Origin of the sequence: Neisseria sp. 27098_8_112 (assembly GCF_041433235.1) — a bacterium.
GTDB lineage: Bacteria > Pseudomonadota > Gammaproteobacteria > Burkholderiales > Neisseriaceae > Neisseria.
Genome location: NZ_JAPWBB010000008.1, coordinates 31,206 through 50,664, shown reverse-complemented (window position 1 = coordinate 50,664; position 19,459 = coordinate 31,206). Strand labels below are relative to the sequence as shown.

Below are 19,459 nucleotides of genomic sequence, written 5' to 3'. Positions count from 1 at the left end.
ATTTTTTATATAAAAGAGTATTTTAACCTCTTATATTAAATTCTTAACAAAGAGAAACTATGTCTGCTTTTACTCCCAAACCCAAAATAATCATTCTCAGCCTTGCCAGCGCATTCAGCACATTAACCGTTGCTAATGTCATCGAAACCTCAGCTCAACCCGAACAATACCAAGAATTGGATACCGTTGTTGTCAGTGGCAAACGTACCAACGACCAAAAAGGCGCGGACGATGTGTATTACAAAAACGTCTCCAACGCCTATGTTGGCAAAGAATACCTCGAACGCTACCGCGTCCAATCCGCCGGCGACGTACTCAAAGGCCTAAACGGCGTATACAACATGAATACCCGCACCGCCGGCGGCGCGATTACGCCCAATATACGCGGCATCACCGGCAAAGGCCGTATCCCGGTTACCATAGACGGCACCGAACAAACCATCGACGTATGGATGAACAACTACGGCGTGGGCGACCGCAACTATCTTGATCCCGCCCTGTTCCGCAGCATCGCGGTGGAAAAAAGTCCCGCCCTCACGCGCGGCGTGAAATCGGGCGTGGGCGGCGCGGTAACCATCCGCACCATAGAACCCGCCGACATCATCCCCGAAGGAAAAAAATTCGGCTTCCAACTGAAAACGGAGTTCTCCAACAACAGCAACAAACAGGCCAACAACCTCAACCAATGGCTGGGCTGGGAAGACTACCGAACCCTGCCCTTCGGCGCGACGGCCGACGGCGCGGGCGGCGGCGTCGACCCGCATACCGGCAAACAAAGCCCGCAGGCCTTGGTGGCCGACGGCCTGACCCCGCCCAAACATAAAAGCGGCCGCGACAATTGGCGTTTCGGCAATGACCGCAGCTATATGGCCGCCGCCGCCTTCAAAACCGAACTTTCAGACGGCCTGGCCGCCTACAGCTACCGCGACAAGGGCAACTACTTTGCCGGACGCAAGGGTGCGGAAGGCTACCTGCACAATCCGGTATACGACCTGCAAAAATGCGGCGATGAAGGCGGCAGCGAATTTGACTGCAAAAACTCCGCCACCTTCGTACCCAATATGGCCAAGGTCTACCATCCCGGCGTGGAAGTGTTCAACAGCAACATCAGAACCAAAACCCTGCTGCTGAAAAACAACTGGCATCTGCCTGGCAACCATAAACTCGGCTGGCAGTATATGCGCACCGATGTGCGCTTCGGTGAAATCAACCCCTTCCACGCCACCTATGTGATGAATATGGAAGAGCACAACCCCAGCAGCCGCCCCAGATCATTGTCGCCGCAGATGCAAAGTATCGATTCCAATATCCGCACCGACACCTACAAACTCGGCTGGGACTGGAAGCCCGAAAACAGCCGCTGGATAGACCTGCAGGCCAACTTGTGGCGCATCAAAACCAATACCACCCGCCACCAAAGCGGCGGCATGGATTTGTCTGCCGCCCGCCCCGACCCCTATTACGATGCCTGGTACTGGTGTACCAAACGCGGACAACTTCCGCCAGATTATGCTGACAACTACAGCAGCTGCGGCAGCCTGCTGAACGATTACGGCATCAACGGTTTGAGCAAAGAAGAAGTGATGAAAATCCTGCCCAACGAAAACGGACAATACCGTGTGCTTTCCGGAGCAGAACAGAAAACCCGCGTCAGCCGTACGGGCTTCGACCTCAACAACCGCTTCCGCCTACACCCGCGCCTGAACATGACCCTGTCCGCCGACTATCAGAACGAGAAGCTTGAGGAAGAAGTGGATGTGGTTAACTCTCAGGATTTGTTCAATCTTGCCGGCATGGCCACCGGCATGACGAAAATCGCCGGCCCACGCGGTGGCAAACGGCGCGAATGGGGAACAAACTTGGTATTCGACTGGCAGGCCACCGACCGTTTGAAAATCTCCGCCGGCATCCGCTACCACAACTTCAGGGGCTTCGATACCGCCCTGGCCGAAGGCCGCGCCCGCCGCGACCCACGCTATCAGGCCGGAGGTGGCGACAGCGGCACTTATTCGGACGGTGTGTACATCCCATATTTCGAGCTGGTTGGCGATCGGGAGCGGCGCGATTGGGACGCGGTATCCGAACAGAGCCGACGTGCCCACCAGTCAGGCGATGATGCCGCCATCGCCGCTGCCGACCGGGCTATGCAGGCGCACGGCGCACGCTATAAACTGCCGAAAGAGTATAATAGTTCGGAATATAAGGTATACGACCAGTATCAATATATCGGCAGTGACGGGCTTGCTTATGGTGACGGTACAGGTTATTATGGTAATAATTCTCAAAATCATCCGTTGTACCGGGTGCGCCCCGTATATGTGCCGTTTGTGAACGGCAAGCTGGACAGCGGTTCGCTGCCCGAACATTTCCATGATTTTGTGAAAAATTATCAGGAAAAGGTTGCCAATCCACAGGGATTGAATCAGTCACATTACCGATATTGGGCAGGGTTGGGGAATTCTGAGAACTGTATAAGAAATAGCGTAACAACCTGTCTTGATCATTACAAAGCAGGAAAACTATCCAATATGGGTGTCGGTTATCCGGAAACCGGCGGTGATACCGGATCAGGACATAAGATTATCAATAAACACTACACTGAAGAGCAATACTGGGCGCAGCCCAAACCGATACGCGCCCATGCTTGGGCACCGACCGTCGCCGTCAGCTACGACCTGACCGACAACAACCGCCTGTTCGTACGCTACGCGCAGATGACCCGCTTCCCCAGCGTGTACGAAGTCGGCAGCTTTTACAACGACCTGGCCTATGTCGGATCGCCCAAAGCACCGAATTTCCGCTTTAAGCCGGAACGCAGCCGCAGCCTGGAAATCGGCTACAACTTTAACTTCGCACCGCACTTTGCCCGGCTGCGCCAAGGCGATATGCGCCTGACCTACTACCGCAACCGCATCCGGAACGTGATCGAGACCACCGACCATTTTCGCACCGTGCAATACGACAGCAAGGATACCGCCGGACTGGAATGGCAGGGCCGCATCGACAGCGGCCGCTTCTTCGCTGCGCTGGGCGCGACCTACCGCCTGAAACAGCAGATGTGCGACCGCGACACGGCCTTCGATTTCGACCCCTACGGCTACACAGGCATACCGGTCTGCATTGAAGGAGGCTACGGCAGCACACGCGGCTACCAGGCACTTCAGCCGAAGTATTCGGTCAACCTTGATGCGGGCATGCGCGCCTTGGGCGAGAAACTCGAATTCGGCCTGCGCGGCATCTACCACAGCCGCGTCAACACCAAGCAATACGACCAACTGCTGAAGCGGGGTTTGGGGCATATCTTCAACAGCACCGGCAAGCCCTACCATTGGAACCCCTCGCTGACATGGGACGTGTACGGCCGCTATCAGGTACACAAAAATCTCAACGTCAATCTCGGCATCACCAACCTGACCAACCGCTACTACCTCGACCCGATGAGTAACGTGCCCGCCCCCGGGCCGGGCAGGACGGTTACCTTCGGGCTGACGGCGAAATTTTAGCCGGACGGATAACGACAGGCGCGGCAAACGCGCCGGACATAGGGATACACAAACCAAACCGCCCCGCAGGGGAAGGCTTTTTGCCGTTTTTTCCGCCAGCCGGCGGCAATAAAGCGGATGTTTGTTGTTATTCACTTAATGTTAAAAAGGAGACTTATTATGTCTATCTTCAAACAAACCCTGTTGGCCGCGACGCTGTGCGGCGTTTTTGGCGTAGCCGTCGCCGCTCCAGAAGGTGGTTCAAGTCAAACGAACATAGACAAGAAGCCAACAACAGTCAAACCCGGTGAATCCGATAGTCAGCCTTTTGGTAAAGGCAAGGCAGGCTTGGCATTCAGTACCGACAACGGCCATAGTTGGTCAAACTCCATCAATCTGGAAAACGGCCCGGTTAAACATATCGGTATCAAATATAAACAGGGCACACAGAAAGTTCCGATTAACGGCAATAACCCCTATGCTAATGTGGACGGCACGCGCAATCCGCATTATCTGACCTTAAAGGATGTGAAACCGGTAATCGGCTGGTTCTATAATCCGCCGTTGGGACAGGTGTGGTATGAAAACCGCGCCCACAACACCGAAGTGTACAGCGTGCGCCAGATGGCCAACCCGGCCATTCCCGCCGCACCCAAATTCGGCGGCCTGGTCATCGCCAAGGTGCCGGGTATGAACGGCAGCGACGGCAACGTGTTCTTCGGCGAATGGGCACCACGCAAGGGCAACCCGTCTGACAACAGCACCGATTTGAATATGGCGGATGGCAAACGCACCGTTTGGTATGTGGGCGACAATCCGACCCGAAATATGCCGAAACTCGTTAATGCTAAATACAATGTATTGGGCGTGAACAAACACACTCCCGGCCGCAACGATTTCTATACCGGTACACTTACCGCCAACTACGGAACAGGGTCAGGTTCACTGACAGGTAGTATCTCCCGTCCAGGCGACAGTGTAAACTTCGCCGGTACCAATATTCGGAGCAACGGCACATTTGACAACGGCAAGGCAAACGAACATATTACCGGCCGTTTCTACGGCAACGGTGCGGAAGCCTTGGCCGGTATCGTGGATCGCGCGGGGGCAGATAAAGATGTAGCCTTCGGCGGCCGCAAATAATAAGCCCAAATTGTCAAGAATACAACGGGATGCAGCTTGACCATAGTCTGCATCCCGCTTTGGTTTTATCAAATCCGACTTCTTTCAGACGGCCTCTCCGCCCAAAGGACCCCATCCCATGAAACACCACTTCTGCCTGCTTTTTCTACCGCTCTGTACGGTATGCCTTGCCGCTCCGTCCGACGATGCCGCGGACGAACGCCGCCGCCTGCTGGACGAAAGCAGCCGCCAAACGCAGCAATACCGCGAAAGCGGCTGGCTGGACACGGAACAGGCACGCGGTGAAGTGGGGGAAAACGACGGCTACATCATGATAGACGGTACAGTCTATCAAGTCGGCGATACGGCGGAAGAGCTGGAAAGCGCGATTTACCACGCCCTCAACGCGCGGCAGTGGCACAAGGTGCGCCAGTTCGCTGCCCGCTACGCCAAACTGCCCCAGCATAAACCCGCGCTGATTCATTTGGCCGATGCGCTGCAAAAACGGGACGAAGGGAATTTCCGCGCGGCAGGGAACAGTTTTCAGACGGCCTTGGAAGCCGAACCCGACAACCTACGCCTGCTGCTCGAAGCGGGGCGGTTTTATGCCGAAGACAACCAAAACAAAGAGTCCGCTGCCGCATTTGAAAAAGTTCTGAAAACAGATATTCCTGCTGAAACCCGCCCCATCGTGGAAAACTACCTATCCGAACTGGGCAAACGCCGCCACTGGCACGGCCAAATCAGCCTCGGCTACGGCTACAATAGCAATGTAAACCAAGGCAACGGCATCAACCAATGCGTGTGGGAAATCTCAGGCATGTGCTTGATGGAGCGTACCCTGCCCGCACCAACGGATTCGACCTTCTCATCCTATAGCGCGACTGCCGAAAAAACCGTCCCGCTCAAAGGACATCACGGCGTACTGGTGCGCGGTGTACTGTACGGCAACCGCTACACGGAAAAAGACAAAGATTCGACAGCCATGCCGGATTACAGCTATCACAACAGTTCGCTGTACGCGGGATATGCCTATGCCGACACACGCTCCTCCTTTTCCCTGCTGCCCTATTTCGAATACGACTTCCGCAACCGCCACACCCACTACCGCGCATGGGGTGTGGATGCCGACTGGTCGCGCACACTCTCCCCGCGCTGGCGTGTCAATGCCCGTGCCGGAGCGAAAAAGACCGGATACAGCGGACAAAGCAAAGATTATTTTGCCGACTACAAACAATACGAACTGGGCGCGGGGACAGAATTTTCTCTCACATCGAAAAGCGGCCTGTTCGCCAACTTTGATGCAACACGCAAAGCCTATCCCGAAAAATCTTCTTCCAGCAAGGAATATACAACACGGCTGGGAGCGTATAGTTTTTTTTCAAGCGGTACTTACCTCAACGCCATCCTGCTTCACCGCCGCAGTCTTTATGATGCGGCAAGTTTTGTCAGCGACAACAAACGGCGGCGCGACAATCAATACATAATGATAGCCGCTGTGGGCTTTCCGCAGTGGAACCTTAAAGGCGTGTATCCTGAATTTCGTTTCAGACGCTCAATCTCCCATAGCAATACAGCACATTACCGCTACCGTCAGAATGAATGGTTACTAAATTTTAAATATCGATTTTAAAATTGAGTCATTTCGAAATACGCTAAAACAGCGATACAACCATACTGTTTTACTCGTTTCTATTTCATGCCGTCTGAAAAAAGCCGATACACCTTTCCGATGTATCGGCTTTCGCTATCTGCTCAACGCTTAATTTCTGCCGGGCAATTCTTTTTCGCTCAATGGTTTGATGTACCAAATATCGCGGCAGTAGTCGGCGATGGAGCGGTCGGATGAGAAGAAGCCCATGTTGGCGATGTTGATCAAGGCTGATTTGCGCCATGCGGATACGTTGCGGTAGTGCTCGTCCGCTTTGTATTGCGTGTCGATGTAGCTGCGGAAATCGGCCATCAGTTGATAGAAGTCGCCGTATGGTTGCAACACGTCGTTGTAGCGGTTTGGCTCTTCCGGAGAGAAAGTGCCTTGGCTGATTTGGTTGACGACGCGGCGCAGGTCGCTGTCTCGCTCGATATAGCTCAACGGGTCGTAACCGTTGCGGCGGATTTCTTCGACTTGTTCTACGGTGTTACCGAAGATATAGCAGTTGTCCGCGCCGACTTTTTCCAAAATCTCAACGTTCGCGCCGTCCAGTGTGCCCATACAGATTGCGCCGTTGAGGGCAAATTTCATGTTGCTGGTGCCGGATGCTTCTGTACCCGCCAGTGAGATTTGTTCGTGCAAATCGGCGGCCGGGATGATGATTTGGGCAAGGCTGACGCTGTAGTTTGGAATGTAAACGACTTTAATCAGGTCACGGATACGAGTGTCGTTGTTGATGACTTTGGCAACGTCGTTAATCAGTCGGATGATTTTCTTCGCCATGTAATAGGCGGAAGCGGCTTTACCGGCAAAGATGAACACACGCGGCTGCCAATCGAAATCCGGGTTTTCCAGGATTTTGTTGTAACGGTCGACGATGTGCATCACGTTCAACGCTTGACGTTTGTACTCGTGGATACGTTTGATTTGGATGTCGAAAAGTGCATCGGTATTAACCTTGATGCCCAGCTCGGTTTCGATGTATTTGGCAAGGCGCTCTTTGGCGGCTTTTTTCACTGCGCCGAATTCTGCCTGTACGGAGGCATCGTCCACTTTGTCGTTGAGCTTGGTCAGGTTGTCCAAATGCAGGCGCCAGTCTTCGTTGCCCAGATGTTTGTCCAAGAATTTGGTCAGGCCCGGGTTGGCGATGTTGATCCAGCGGCGCGGAGTGACGCCGTTGGTTACGTTGGTAAAGCGTTCCGGGAATACTTTGGCGAAGTCGGCGAAGATGGATGTGGTCATCAAATCGGAGTGGATTTTAGCCACGCCGTTGACTTTGTGTGAACCGATCACGGCAAGCCATGCCATGCGGACACGACGGCCGTGGGTTTCGTCAATGATGGATACGCGGCGGACAAAGTCGTCGTCGAAGTTGCCGATGGCGCGTAAGGCATTGAGGAAGTAAGCGTTGATTTCAAAGATGATGTCCAAATGGCGCGGCAGCAGACGACCCATCAGGTCAACCTGCCAGGTTTCCAAGGCTTCGCTCATCAATGTGTGGTTGGTGTAAGAGAAAATCTTACAGCACATATTCCATGCTTCAGTCCATTCGATGCCCTCTTCGTCAATCAGGATGCGCATCAATTCTGGAATAGCGAGCACCGGATGGGTGTCGTTCAAGTGGATGGCGACTTCGTCCGCCAAAGTGCGGATGCTTGGGAAACGGCATTTGTGGCGGGCAACAATATCTTGAACGGAAGCGGAAACCAAGAAGTATTCTTGCTTCAGGCGCAATTCGCGGCCGGAATCGGTAGAGTCGTTCGGATAGAGGACGCGCGAGATGTTTTCGTCGCTGTTTTGTGCGCGAACGGCAGAGGCATAGTCGCCTCGGTTGAAATCGGCAAGGTCGAACAGGTTGCCTGCGTGCGCAGTCCACAAGCGCAATGGGTTGGCACATTCGCCGCCATAGCCCGGAATGATTTCATCGTATGCCCAAGCGGAGATTTCTTCGCTCGGCTGCCATTCTTTTTTGTTACCCAAGTTCAATACTTGGCCGCCGAAACGGACGGAATATTGTTTGTTCGGACGGGCAAACTGCCATGCCAAATCTTGGTCGAGCCACAAATCGGGTTTTTCAACTTGTTGGCCGTCCACGATTTCTTGTTTGAACATACCGTATTGGTAACGGATGCCGTAGCCCATGGCAGGAATGCGCAGGGTTGCCAAAGAGTCGAGGAAGCAGGCGGCCAGACGGCCCAAACCGCCGTTACCCAAACCCGGATCTTCTTCTTGTTCGCAGACATCGGCAAATTCTTTGCCCAGTTGCTTGAAGGCTTCTTCAAACTCAGCATAAACGCCTTCGTTAATCAGCGCATTGACAAACGCACGGCCGAGCAGGAATTCCATAGACAGGTAATAAACCATGCGTTTGCTGTTGTCGATGTGGGCGCGGCGTGTTTTGAGGAAATCCTCGGCAATCAGGTCGCGTGCGGCCAACATGGCGGCGTTGAGCCATTGGTGTGAAGTTGCTTCTTTAGGATCGACGCCCAAGATGAAAATCAACTTGTAAACAATGGACTTGCGGATGGTTTCTGCATCCGGTTTGGGCATAACGTAATCGTAGCCGGAGATGGGGAGTTTTTGCTTAGCCATGGAAGCCTTTCTCTAGCGTGAGGCACTGGACAACGCGCCTGATGGTTTTATTAAAAACAACGAAACTCGGTTTTCAGACGGCCTGACAACGGCAACAGGCCGTCTAAAAGGAATGGTGCGTAGATTTGTTACAAACCAAGGAGATTATAGCGGAAAGATTCAAAAAAAGGATATATTTTTCTTTATAAAACATTCAATTAACAGTTAAACCATTCATCATCTTATTGGCATTTTCAATTTATACTACTAAGCTGCAAATCAGAAAATACTGACAAAATATCAAAGAGTTAATCAACAAATAGTTTAATTCTCATTTAATTTGTTTTATGTAAAATCCAAATCCCCATATGCTCAACAACACATTTTCCTGATTCTTCGTAATTAAATTTCTCAGATGGTACGCAAGAAATTTCCCAATTACCTTGAGGCAGGTTAAATAACTGACGACTACGTTTGGCATTGACCAACAGCAGCCACTCATCGTCCAAAACAACCTGAATCGCTTTACTGCCCCTGTTGTGCCAACAATATTCGGTCATCGGGCTGCTATCCGCATTGAGCCATTGCACACGCTCTTTTTCCCACCAGTAATCATCTGTCAGCAGCTTGATTCGGCTGCGGACGCGTATCAGCTCTTGAGTGTAATCTTGCAACACATGGGACTCATTTTGCCAATCCAACCATGTAATCGGATTATCTTGGCAATAGCTGTTGTTGTTGCCTTGCTGACTGTTGCCAAACTCATCGCCCGCCAAAAGCATGGGCGTACCGTTGGATAAAAATAAGGAGGCAAGCAGCGCTTTGGAAGTGTATTCGCGGTTGAGCAAAATTTCTTCATCATTGGTTTCGCCTTCTACGCCGTGGTTGTAGCTGATGTTTTCATTATGCCCGTCGCGGTTGTTTTCGCCGTTGGCTTCGTTGTGTTTTTCGTTGTAGCTGACCAAATCGCGCAGAGTGAAGCCGTCGTGTGCAGTGATGAAGTTGATGCTGGCAGACGGGTGGCGGCCGCTGTGGTTGAAAATATCGGACGACCCGGCCAAGCGTTCGGCAAATGCGCCCAAATTGCCGCTTTCCCATGACCAAAATGCGCGCATATCATCGCGGAAACGGCCATTCCATTCAGCAAAAGGTTGCGGGAAATTGCCCAAGTGATAACCACCCTCGCCGATGTCCCATGCTTCGACAATCAGCTTCAAACCAGCCAAAACCGGGTCTTGATACAGGACTTGGAAAAAACGGCCATACGATTGGAAATCGGGCTCGCGTCCCAATACGGTTCCCAAATCGAAACGGAAGCCGTCAATATGAAACTCTTCAGCCCAATAGCGCAGGCTGTCTGCCGCCCAACGGGTAACGTCGCGACGGACAATATTGAGCGTATTGCCGCAACCCGACCAGTTTTCATAATTGCCGTAAGGGGTGTGCCAATACCATAAGGTGTTGTCGATACCGCGCTGACACAGCATCGGTCCTTTGTCGTCCTGCTCTGCCGTGTGGTTGTACACGACATCCAAAATCACTTCCAAACCAGCCTGATGCAAGGCTTTGACCGCTTGTTTAAACTCCGCCACCGCACGCTCGGGATTGTCGGCATAAGACGGCTCGACGGCAAAATGGGAGTAAGTGTTGTAACCCCAATAATTGCTCAAGCCCATCTGCTGAAGATGGTATTCGTCCAGATGATAATGAATCGGCAGCAGCTCGACCGTTGTCACCCCCAACTCTTGTAGATAGGCCAAAACCCGTTTATCGCACAAGGCCTTATAAGTGCCTGCATATTTCAAATCGGGGAATTGCTTGGTAAACCCTTTGACATGGGCTTCATAAATAACGGTTTTGCCCCACGGTATTTCCGGACGGCAATCTTTGGCCCAATTAAATCGGCTGCGTCCGATCACGACGCTTTTCGGCGCAACGGCGGCATTGTCGCGTTCATCTTCCGGCCTGAACCATGCCATTTCTTCGGCGGTACGGTAGCTTGGTTTGCCGTCAATTTTTTTGGAATACGGGTCAATCAGCAATTTGTTGGGATTAAAACATGAGCCGTATTCTGCGTTTTCACGTCCATACACGCGAAAACCGTATCGCTGCCCTGCCTTAACGTCCGGCACAAATCCGTAAAATACCGAACCGCGCCGCGAAGGCATCTCCAAACGGGTTTCTTTATCCTTATCAAACAGACACAATTCGACCTTTTCGGCATTGATGGAAAACAAGGTGAAATTCGCGCCCTTGCTTGTCAGGGTCGCACCCATGGGATAAGGCTTGCCTTCCTCGATATGCCATGATTTGGCAGTCATAGAATGATTCCTTGGTATGTATTTGGTTTCGTGTCCAATATAAGGCCGTCTGAAAATCTTTCAGACGGCCTTGAATCATATTGATATCACTATCTTTTAATTTTCAGCTGATTGGGCAGGCATGATGCCCACCCTCAAAGTTGATTTACGCTTCTTCTTTGACTGCCGCCTGATACAGGTAAACGGTTGCCAACGGCGGTACGGTAACAGACAGGGAATTTGGTTTGCCATGCGACCAAACTTCTTCTGTTTCCACCGTTGCGCCGGCAGAAACGCCGCTGCCTTTGTAATGTAGGTCGTCTGAATTGAGAATTTCGCGGTATTCGCCGGCAGAATTTACGCCGAAGCGATAGCCTTCGCGTACTACTGGCGTGAAGTTGCTGATCACGATAACGCGGTTGCCTTCGCGGTCGCGTCGCTCGAAGACGAATACGGAATTGTCGCCGTCATCGGCAACCAACCACTCAAAACCTTCAGGCCATTGGTCCAATTGGTAAAGCGGCGCGGTGTCTTTATAGATATGGTTCAATTCGCGCACAAAGTCTTGTACGCCTTTGTGCCAGCCACCCTCTTGCTCCAGCAGGAACCAATCCAGTCCTTCGTTGTAGTTCCACTCTCGGCCTTGTGCAAACTCGCTGCCCATAAACAACAGTTTCTTACCGGGGAAGCCGTACATAAAGCCGTAGTAGGCGCGCAGGTTGGCAAATTGTTGCCAGCAGTCGCCGGGCATACGTCCGAGCAGCGAGCGTTTGCCATGCACGACTTCATCGTGTGAAAGCGGCAGGACGAAGTTCTCGCTGTACTGGTACATCATGCCGAAAGTCATTTTGTTGTGGTGATATTTACGGTTGATGGGGTCTTCCATCATGTAACGCAAAGTATCGTTCATCCAGCCCATATTCCATTTGAAGCTGAAGTTCAAACCTTCTTGGCGAGTCACATTGGCGAACGAAGTAGATTCTTCGGCAATTTCAGTTGCAGCTGGAACTTCCTCTTTCAACATGGTGTTGGTATCACGTAGGAAAGCGATGGCTTCGAGGTTTTCATGGCCGCCGTATTGGTTCGGAATCCACTCGCCGTCTTTGCGCGAATAGTTGCGGTAAATCATCGAAGCCACCGCGTCAACGCGGATACCGTCAAAGCCGAAACGTTCTATCCAATACAGGGCGTTGCCTTGCAGGAAGTTTTTCACTTCGTTTCTGCCGAAGTTGTAAATCAGGGTGTTCCAGTCTTGGTGGTATCCTTCGCGCGGATCGGCGTGTTCATACAGCGCGGTTCCGTCGAATTTGGCCAGACCGTGATCATCGGTTGGGAAATGGCCGACCACCCAGTCGAGGATAACGCTGATACCCTCGTCGTGCGCAGCTTTAATCAATGCGCGTAATTCTTCCGGCGAACCGAAACGGCTGGTCGGTGCATACAAACCGGTTGCCTGATAGCCCCATGAGCCGTCAAACGGATATTCGGAAACAGGCAGAAATTCAATATGGGTAAAGCCCATGTCTTTGACATATGCGACCAATTCTTTGGCAAGCTCTTCGTAAGTCAGCCAAAAGTTGTTTTCCGGATTGCGTTTCCACGAACCCAAATGCACTTCATAAATGCTGATCGGCGCATCAATGGCGTTGGCACGGGCGCGGAAGGCCGGTTCTTCCACTTCGTCAGGCAAACCGCGCACGATAGATGCCGTGGTCGGACGCAGTTCCGCACCGAAAGCATACGGGTCGGCTTTTTCACGTACATTACCGTTGGCATCGCGGATTTCAAATTTGTAGAGGGCATTGAGTTTGACCGCAGGAATAAAGATGTCCCAAATGCCGTTGTCGCGATGGAAACGCATCACATGGCGGCGGCCATCCCAGTTATTAAATTCGCCGATGACGGAAACGCGTTGCGCATTTGGCGCCCAGACAGCAAAGCGTACGCCCTTCACGCCGTCCAACTCGGCAAAATGCGCGCCTAAAGTCTCATAAGGACGCAGGTGCTTACCTTCTGCCAACAGCCAGGAATCCATGTCTTGCAACGCAGAGCTGAAATGATAAGGGTCTTCTTCAATCACTGGCTCGGTGTCTTCGGTGTAACGGATACTCAAAGCGTAATCGGGCGCATCATCGGGCAAAACAGCCACAAAGAAACCGCGTTCATCAATTTTTTCAGACGGCACGATGAGTTCGCCGCTGCGGCGGTTCACAATATCCACGCTTACTACTCCGGGAATCAAAACGCGTACAACTTCATCACCCTCTGCAAGGCGGTGTCGTCCCAGATAAGCGAACACATCGCTATGGGTGGCAAGAAACAGGCTTTCGACCGTATCGCGCTCGATTTGGTCAAGTTCATGATAAGTCTTGATTTGGCTGTTTGTTTTCATGCGTACCTCGTCAATAATGGCAAGTTGGCCGCCCATGAGGCGGTGTTGTAGGAAATCTTCCAAAGAAACCGGCATTTTTTGCGCCCAGTTCGGATAGCCTTCGGTTACACCCGGGACATTCAGATTGTCAATGACGCCCAGCAGGTTTTCCAGTTGTACGGCGTAAAGCTTGCTGCGGCTCAATGCGCCGTATTTGTGCAAAGCCGCAAGCAAGGTTTCATCGGCTTTTGCCGGCATTTGTACGTCCGCACCCAGACAGCCGGTATATTTCAATTTATCCAGCAAATCGGCTTTATCGTGTTCGCGCTCGTCCAAGGCCGTCTGAAAAGCGGCTGCATCAGGCAAAGTACCGAGTTTGAACATCGTATCTAAATCTTGGCCTATCCAATAACCTGCCAAGGGCGCGACATCGTGGGTACTGATGACCGTAATCGCCTGCTCTGGGTATTCTTCAGGCAGTTGGAAACCGTTCCAGCCCTTGCTGAAATACATCACTTTGTAGGAAAACACTTGATAGCGGTTGAGCAGATAACGCGCTTGATCGGGTACCGTCCCCAAGTCCTCGCCGATGATGACGCAACGGTTGCGCTGGCTTTCCAAAGCCAAAATAGCAAAAGTCACTTCAGCATCGTAATGCACATATGCGCCGAAATCTGCTGTTTTATCGTTTAAAACCCACCACAAACGACACAATGCCATCACATGATCAATCCGCAACACGCCATACAGGCGCATGTTTTCGCGCAACAGATGGGCAAACTTTTCATAGCCCGTATGTTTCAACATCGACGGATTAAGCGGCGGCAAATTCCAATTCTGCCCTGTCGGCCCCAAAGGATCGGGCGGCGCACCAACCGATACGTCCATACAATAATCTTGACGGTTTAACCAAGTATCCGCGCTGCCGCGCGCTACGCCGACCGCCAAATCGCCGTAAATACCAAGTTTGACACCGTATTTGGCAGCGGCTTGGTTGACTTCTTGCAACTGCTCCGCGCAAAGCCATTGCAGCCACATATAAAAACGGATTTCCCGCTCATGACTGCACGCGAATTTTTCTACTGCTTCGCCATCAGGCTGATGAAATTCAGACGGCCACGACTGCCAGCCCACTTGTCCGGGACGGCTGTAATACTGGTCCAAAGCCTCAAACAAACCGAAGCCTTGCAAAGCTTTGCCTTTTTCTAATACAAATGCTTCAAATGCAACGCGTTCATTTGCCGCAGCTTCGCAAGTATCTTGTTCAAACGCGTTAAACGCCATCTGCAGCGCATCACGCTTACATGCCCAAACCGCTGTATAAGTCACTGTTTCCGTAACACGCAAAGCGGCGATGCGCTGACGGATTTTCGGTTGTGCCAGCCAGTTTTTCAGTTGCTCGTTATAAGTAAACGCGCCCACTTTCTCAATATCCAAATAAATTGGATTGAGCCATTCGCGCGAAGAAGGGCTATACGGGCTGGCAAAGGCGGGCTTACTGGTAAACAAAGCGTGCAAAGGGTTGATACCGACAAAATCCAGCTTTTTCTCCGCCGCATATTTCATCAGGTTCAGCAAATCGGTAAAGTCGCCTATGCCCCAGTTGCGCTCGGAACGCAGGCTGTACAAATGCATGGTCAAACCATTCATCCGACCGCCATTGGCAAGCAGTTTGGGTTGGTAAACCGATTCAGGAGCAACAATCAGGCGTACAAGGCGACATTTGCCGCCGGTCTCAGCCGACAAAGTGTAATAACCACAAGCCAGTTGGGGCAGCTTAATCCAAAGCGTATCGTTGTCGCCCGGATATAAAGTCAAGGTCTGGCACTCATCCGACTCATCAATCAATACGACCGCTTCCGCACCATGAAATTCAGACGGCATCTGTAAAGATTCTTCGCCGTTTTCATGCGCGACCATCGTATTCAGATAAAGGCCGTCTGAATCCGGTTTGCTTTTATCCAAAACAGCAACGATCGATTCCAAAACTTCAGGTTTGGTCGCATGATATATACCGTTGATGTCGTGGTAGCCCAAATCAATACCGGCCTTTACAGCCTGCTGCTCCAATGTTTCACTCATTGCATTCTGCCTGTTTTACCAATATCTGAATCTTAATACAGATTTTGTCGCACCGTTACATGTAGTTTATTGTAGTCTCTAACAAAATCCATATTTCCCTGTTTGATTTGACCTGCGCCAAAATTTCCTATTTATCTGTCTTGTAAAAACTTAAAGGCCGTCTGAAAAGGAAGGTTTCATTCCTTTTCAGACGGCCTTTATCATGCTTCAAGCCTGATTAGTGGTGGTGATGACCGTGCGGGCCATGTACGTGACCGTGGGCAATTTCTTCCTCAGTCGCATCACGCACACCTTCAACGGTCGCTTTGAACAATACTTTCATACCGGCCAAAGGATGGTTGCCGTCTACTACGGCTTTACCGTCGGCAACATCGGTTACACGATAAATCAACACATCGCCTGTTTCCGGATCATCGGCTTCAAACATCATGCCGACTTCAACTTCGACAGGAAATACGCTTACATCTTCAATACGCACCAGCTCAGGATCTTGCTCGCCGAAAGCATCATCAGGTGACAAAGCCACTTCAACGGTATCACCTACATTTTTGCCGTGCAACGCTTCTTCCACCAAAGGGAAAATACCGTCATAACCGCCATGCAGGTAAGCAATCGGCTCTTCGGTTTTATCCAACAACTGGTTGTTTGCATCGTACATTTCATAATGCAGCGAAACTACGGAATTTTTAACAATAGACATCATGTCGTCCTTAATCAATATTTAAAAGTCAAGTTCAGGCTATTCTATCACAGCTGTAACTAAACAATCGGTTTACCTTAAACAAATACTTTTGGCAAACACAACAAAACCAAAAAGCCCATATAAAAAACCAAATTGAATGATTCCAATCCATAAAAGTTGCTTTTTCACAACACAAAGTTGCTAAATTACAAAAATTTCCCTAAACGCAAAAACATTCTAAATCCTTAAAACCAACAACAGTTAAAAATAATCAAATTATTGAATATAAACAACTTTTTAAAAGTTCATTAATTATGAATATTTTTAGATGATTTTTTATCTGCCTCCCTGATTTACATTATTTTCGCTAATTTTGTATTGATTTTAATCCGCAAACGGTTAAGCAACGTTGCATTGGCCCACCCCGTGGGGCATAATAACGAAAATTCAGCAATGAATTTCTACTGTACAGGCCGTTTGACGGCTATTTTTAGTTTAAATGTTTAAATCGATTTAAAAAGGTCCTCAAAAATGAAAAAATCTCTGTTCGCTGCTGCTTTGTTGTCTTTAGCTTTGGCCGCTTGTGGCGGTGCTGATAAAGCTGCTGAAACTGCCGCTTCTGCTGCTTCTGAAGCCGCTGCTTCTGCTACTGAAGCTGCTGCATCTGCTACTGAAGCCGCTGCTTCTGCTGCTACCGAAGCTACTGAAGCCGCTGCTTCTGCTACTGAAGCTGCTGCATCTGCTACTGAAGCCGCTGCATCTGCTACTGAAGCTGCTGCTTCTGAAGCTGCTAAATAATATTCTTTTGAATATAAGAAAAGCAGGATACCATTGTGTATCCTGCTTTTTTACATTTCTCACACTCCCCTTCCCGACTTTTCCGCCTGACTGCCATGCACTTTCACGACCGTTTTGCTGAGTTTCTTTCCGCCTCTGAAATCATCGAAGCCACTCCGGCCTTGTTAAACGACCAACGCCGCCGTTTTGTTTCTTCGCCGGATATTGTCTTACAGCCGAACTCCGTCGAGAGCGTGCAGAAAATCATGCGTTTCTGTTTTGAAAATCGCATACACGTAACCCCGCAAGGCGGCAATACCGGATTATGCGGCGCAACGGTAACCAGCGAAGGCGTACTGCTCAATCTCTCCAAGCTTAATCGCATCCGCGATATCAACCTTGCCGACAACAGCATGACGGTTGAAGCAGGCATGATTTTGCAAAATGCTCAAAAGGCAGCAGCCGAAGCCGGGCGACTGTTTCCGCTCAGCCTTGCCAGCGAAGGCTCTTGCCAAATCGGCGGCAATATCGCCTGTAATGCCGGCGGTTTGAATGTCTTGCGTTATGGCAGCATGCGCGATTTGGTATTGGGTTTGGAAGTCGTTTTACCAAACGGCGAACTGGTTTCCCACCTTCAGCCCCTGCACAAAAACACAACCGGCTACGACTTACGCCATCTTTTTATCGGCAGCGAAGGAACATTGGGCATCATTACCGCCGCCACACTCAAACTCTTTGCCCAGCCCAAAACCAAAGCGACCGCATGGGTAGGTTTAGACGATATTGAATCCGCCGTTTCGCTTTTAACTGCGGTGCAAGGCCATTTTGCCGAGCGCTTGACCAGCTTCGAGCTGATCAGCCGCTTTGCCCTCGATTTATCTTCGGAATTCAGCCAACTCAAAAAGCCTGCTGATGCGGAATGGCATATTTTGATAGAACTTGCAGATTCCGTTCCCGATGCCGGACTAGATGAAAAACTTGCCGAATTTCTCTATCAAAACGGATGGGAAAACAGTATCTTGGCGCAATCCGAGCAAGAGCGCTCCGACTTATGGACCTTGCGTGAAAATATTTCCGCTTCCCAACGCAAACTCGGCACCAGCATCAAACACGACATCGCCGTCCCTATCGCCCAAGTGGACGCCTTTGTCCGCCAATGCGCCCCTGCCTTGGAAACCCGCTTTCCCGGCATACAAATTGTCTGCTTCGGACATTTAGGCGACGGCAGCCTGCATTACAATACATTCCTGCCCAACGTATTGAGCAACGAAGCCTACCAATACGAAGACGCCGTCAATACCATTGTTTATGAAAACATCCTTGCCTGCCACGGTACGATTGCCGCCGAACACGGCGTAGGCATCATTAAAAAACATTGGCTGCCCCGAGTACGTACACAGGCCGAACTTGCTCTGATGCATGCTATCAAAAATCAACTTGACCCTTATGGCATCATGAATCCGGACAAACTCCTGCCTTCTTTGGATTAACCAATACAAAAAGGCCGTCTGAAACATTTCAGACGGCCTTTTTATTTTATCCAAACTATTTCAATGCCGTTTTCCAATCCAATCCGCCCAACGACGGTACCTGTATCACTTCGTTGGTATCCAAATTGACCGCTGTCAGCTCTCCGCCCCACAACGCACCGGTGTCCAAAGCGATGACCTGATCGGTATTAACGTAGCCCAATGACGACCAATGCCCAAACACGGTAATATAATCCAAATTTTGTCTATCGGGCGCTTTAAACCAAGGGCGCAGGTAAAGCGGCATTTTTTTCAAAGTGGATTTATATTCGTAATCCAATTCGCCTTTGTACGTCAGCGCCCGCATACGGGTAAAGACGTTGATAATCATGCGTAGGCGCTCATAGCCTGTCAAATCGTCCGTCCACTCGGTCGGCTTGTTGCCGTACATTTTGCCAAAAAATTTCCTGTATTTTTTACCTTGCAATTCATCCTCAGCTTCACGGGCAAGGCTTTCAGCCTTATCAACCGACCATTGCGGCAAAATACCGGCATGCACCATCACATGCCTGTCGCCGCGCACCAACAGCGGCTGATGACGCAGCCAGTCAAGCATGGCATGACTATCGGGATGGGTCAAAATCGGCTCAACCGTATCGCTGCGCTTGAGCGTTCCTTCACCGCAACCGACTGCCAAAAGATGTAAATCATGATTGCCCAAAACCATTTGCACGCTGCTGTCATGCTCTTTGGCAAATTTCAGGGTTTCCAATGACTTTGGGCCGCGATTGACAATATCGCCGACCAGCCAAAGGGTGTCCGTACCATGATTAAAGCCGATTTTGGCAAGCAACAAAGTCAGCTCGTCAAAACAGCCTTGAATGTCTCCGATTGCGTAATGTGCCATTATTATTGTTTTCCGTTGTTATTATTTTCAGACGGCCTCAAGCCC

At 50.7% G+C, this 19,459-nt stretch carries 10 protein-coding genes; 5 read left to right on the top strand and 5 right to left on the bottom strand.

All coding sequences use genetic code 11. The features are described 5' to 3' along the window. The first annotated feature begins 59 nt into the window (after positions 1-59). The 3 genes from O3682_RS06615 to O3682_RS06605 all read left to right on the top strand — a co-directional run bounded on the left by O3682_RS06615 (position 60) and on the right by O3682_RS06605 (position 6,237). On the top strand, positions 60-3,503 hold the full coding sequence (locus O3682_RS06615) for a TonB-dependent receptor domain-containing protein (RefSeq protein ID WP_371509160.1): 3,444 nt from the start codon (positions 60-62) through the stop codon (positions 3,501-3,503). Between the two features lie 159 nt (positions 3,504-3,662). Beyond that, positions 3,663-4,625, top strand: coding sequence for a Slam-dependent surface lipoprotein (locus tag O3682_RS06610; protein ID WP_371509159.1), 963 nt, complete (start codon positions 3,663-3,665; stop codon positions 4,623-4,625). 118 nt (positions 4,626-4,743) lie between these two features. Continuing rightward, positions 4,744-6,237, top strand: a complete 1,494-nt coding sequence (locus O3682_RS06605) for a surface lipoprotein assembly modifier (RefSeq protein WP_371509157.1) — start codon at positions 4,744-4,746, stop codon at positions 6,235-6,237. 129 nt (positions 6,238-6,366) lie between these two features. Here O3682_RS06605 and O3682_RS06600 read toward each other — a convergent pair whose 3' ends face one another. From O3682_RS06600 to O3682_RS06585, 4 genes are all read right to left on the bottom strand, one after another. Next, positions 6,367-8,847 (bottom strand): glycogen/starch/alpha-glucan phosphorylase, encoded by a 2,481-nt coding sequence (locus tag O3682_RS06600; RefSeq protein WP_371509156.1) that lies wholly within the window; start codon positions 8,845-8,847, stop codon positions 6,367-6,369. A gap of 314 nt (positions 8,848-9,161) precedes the next feature. After that, positions 9,162-11,147: a glycogen debranching protein GlgX gene (glgX, locus tag O3682_RS06595; RefSeq protein WP_371509154.1), complete on the bottom strand. Its 1,986-nt coding sequence runs from the start codon at positions 11,145-11,147 to the stop codon at positions 9,162-9,164. A 145-nt stretch (positions 11,148-11,292) separates the two neighbouring features. Next, complete coding sequence (gene glgB / locus O3682_RS06590) at positions 11,293-15,579, bottom strand: 1,4-alpha-glucan branching protein GlgB (RefSeq protein ID WP_371509152.1); 4,287 nt, start codon at positions 15,577-15,579, stop codon at positions 11,293-11,295. Positions 15,580-15,796: 217 nt separating this feature from the next. Further along, positions 15,797-16,279 (bottom strand): FKBP-type peptidyl-prolyl cis-trans isomerase, encoded by a 483-nt coding sequence (locus tag O3682_RS06585; RefSeq protein ID WP_003683125.1) that lies wholly within the window; start codon positions 16,277-16,279, stop codon positions 15,797-15,799. A 513-nt stretch (positions 16,280-16,792) separates the two neighbouring features. Here O3682_RS06585 and O3682_RS06580 point away from each other — a divergent pair. After that, positions 16,793-17,059, top strand: coding sequence for a hypothetical protein (locus tag O3682_RS06580; RefSeq protein WP_003683138.1), 267 nt, complete (start codon positions 16,793-16,795; stop codon positions 17,057-17,059). 95 nt (positions 17,060-17,154) lie between these two features. Next, positions 17,155-18,528, top strand: coding sequence for an FAD-binding oxidoreductase (locus tag O3682_RS06575; protein ID WP_371509251.1), 1,374 nt, complete (start codon positions 17,155-17,157; stop codon positions 18,526-18,528). A 55-nt stretch (positions 18,529-18,583) separates the two neighbouring features. Here the strand turns inward: O3682_RS06575 and O3682_RS06570 are convergent, their stop codons facing one another. After that, positions 18,584-19,414, bottom strand: coding sequence for a symmetrical bis(5'-nucleosyl)-tetraphosphatase (locus O3682_RS06570; RefSeq protein ID WP_063068237.1), 831 nt, complete (start codon positions 19,412-19,414; stop codon positions 18,584-18,586). Between the last annotated feature and the right edge of the window lie 45 nt (positions 19,415-19,459).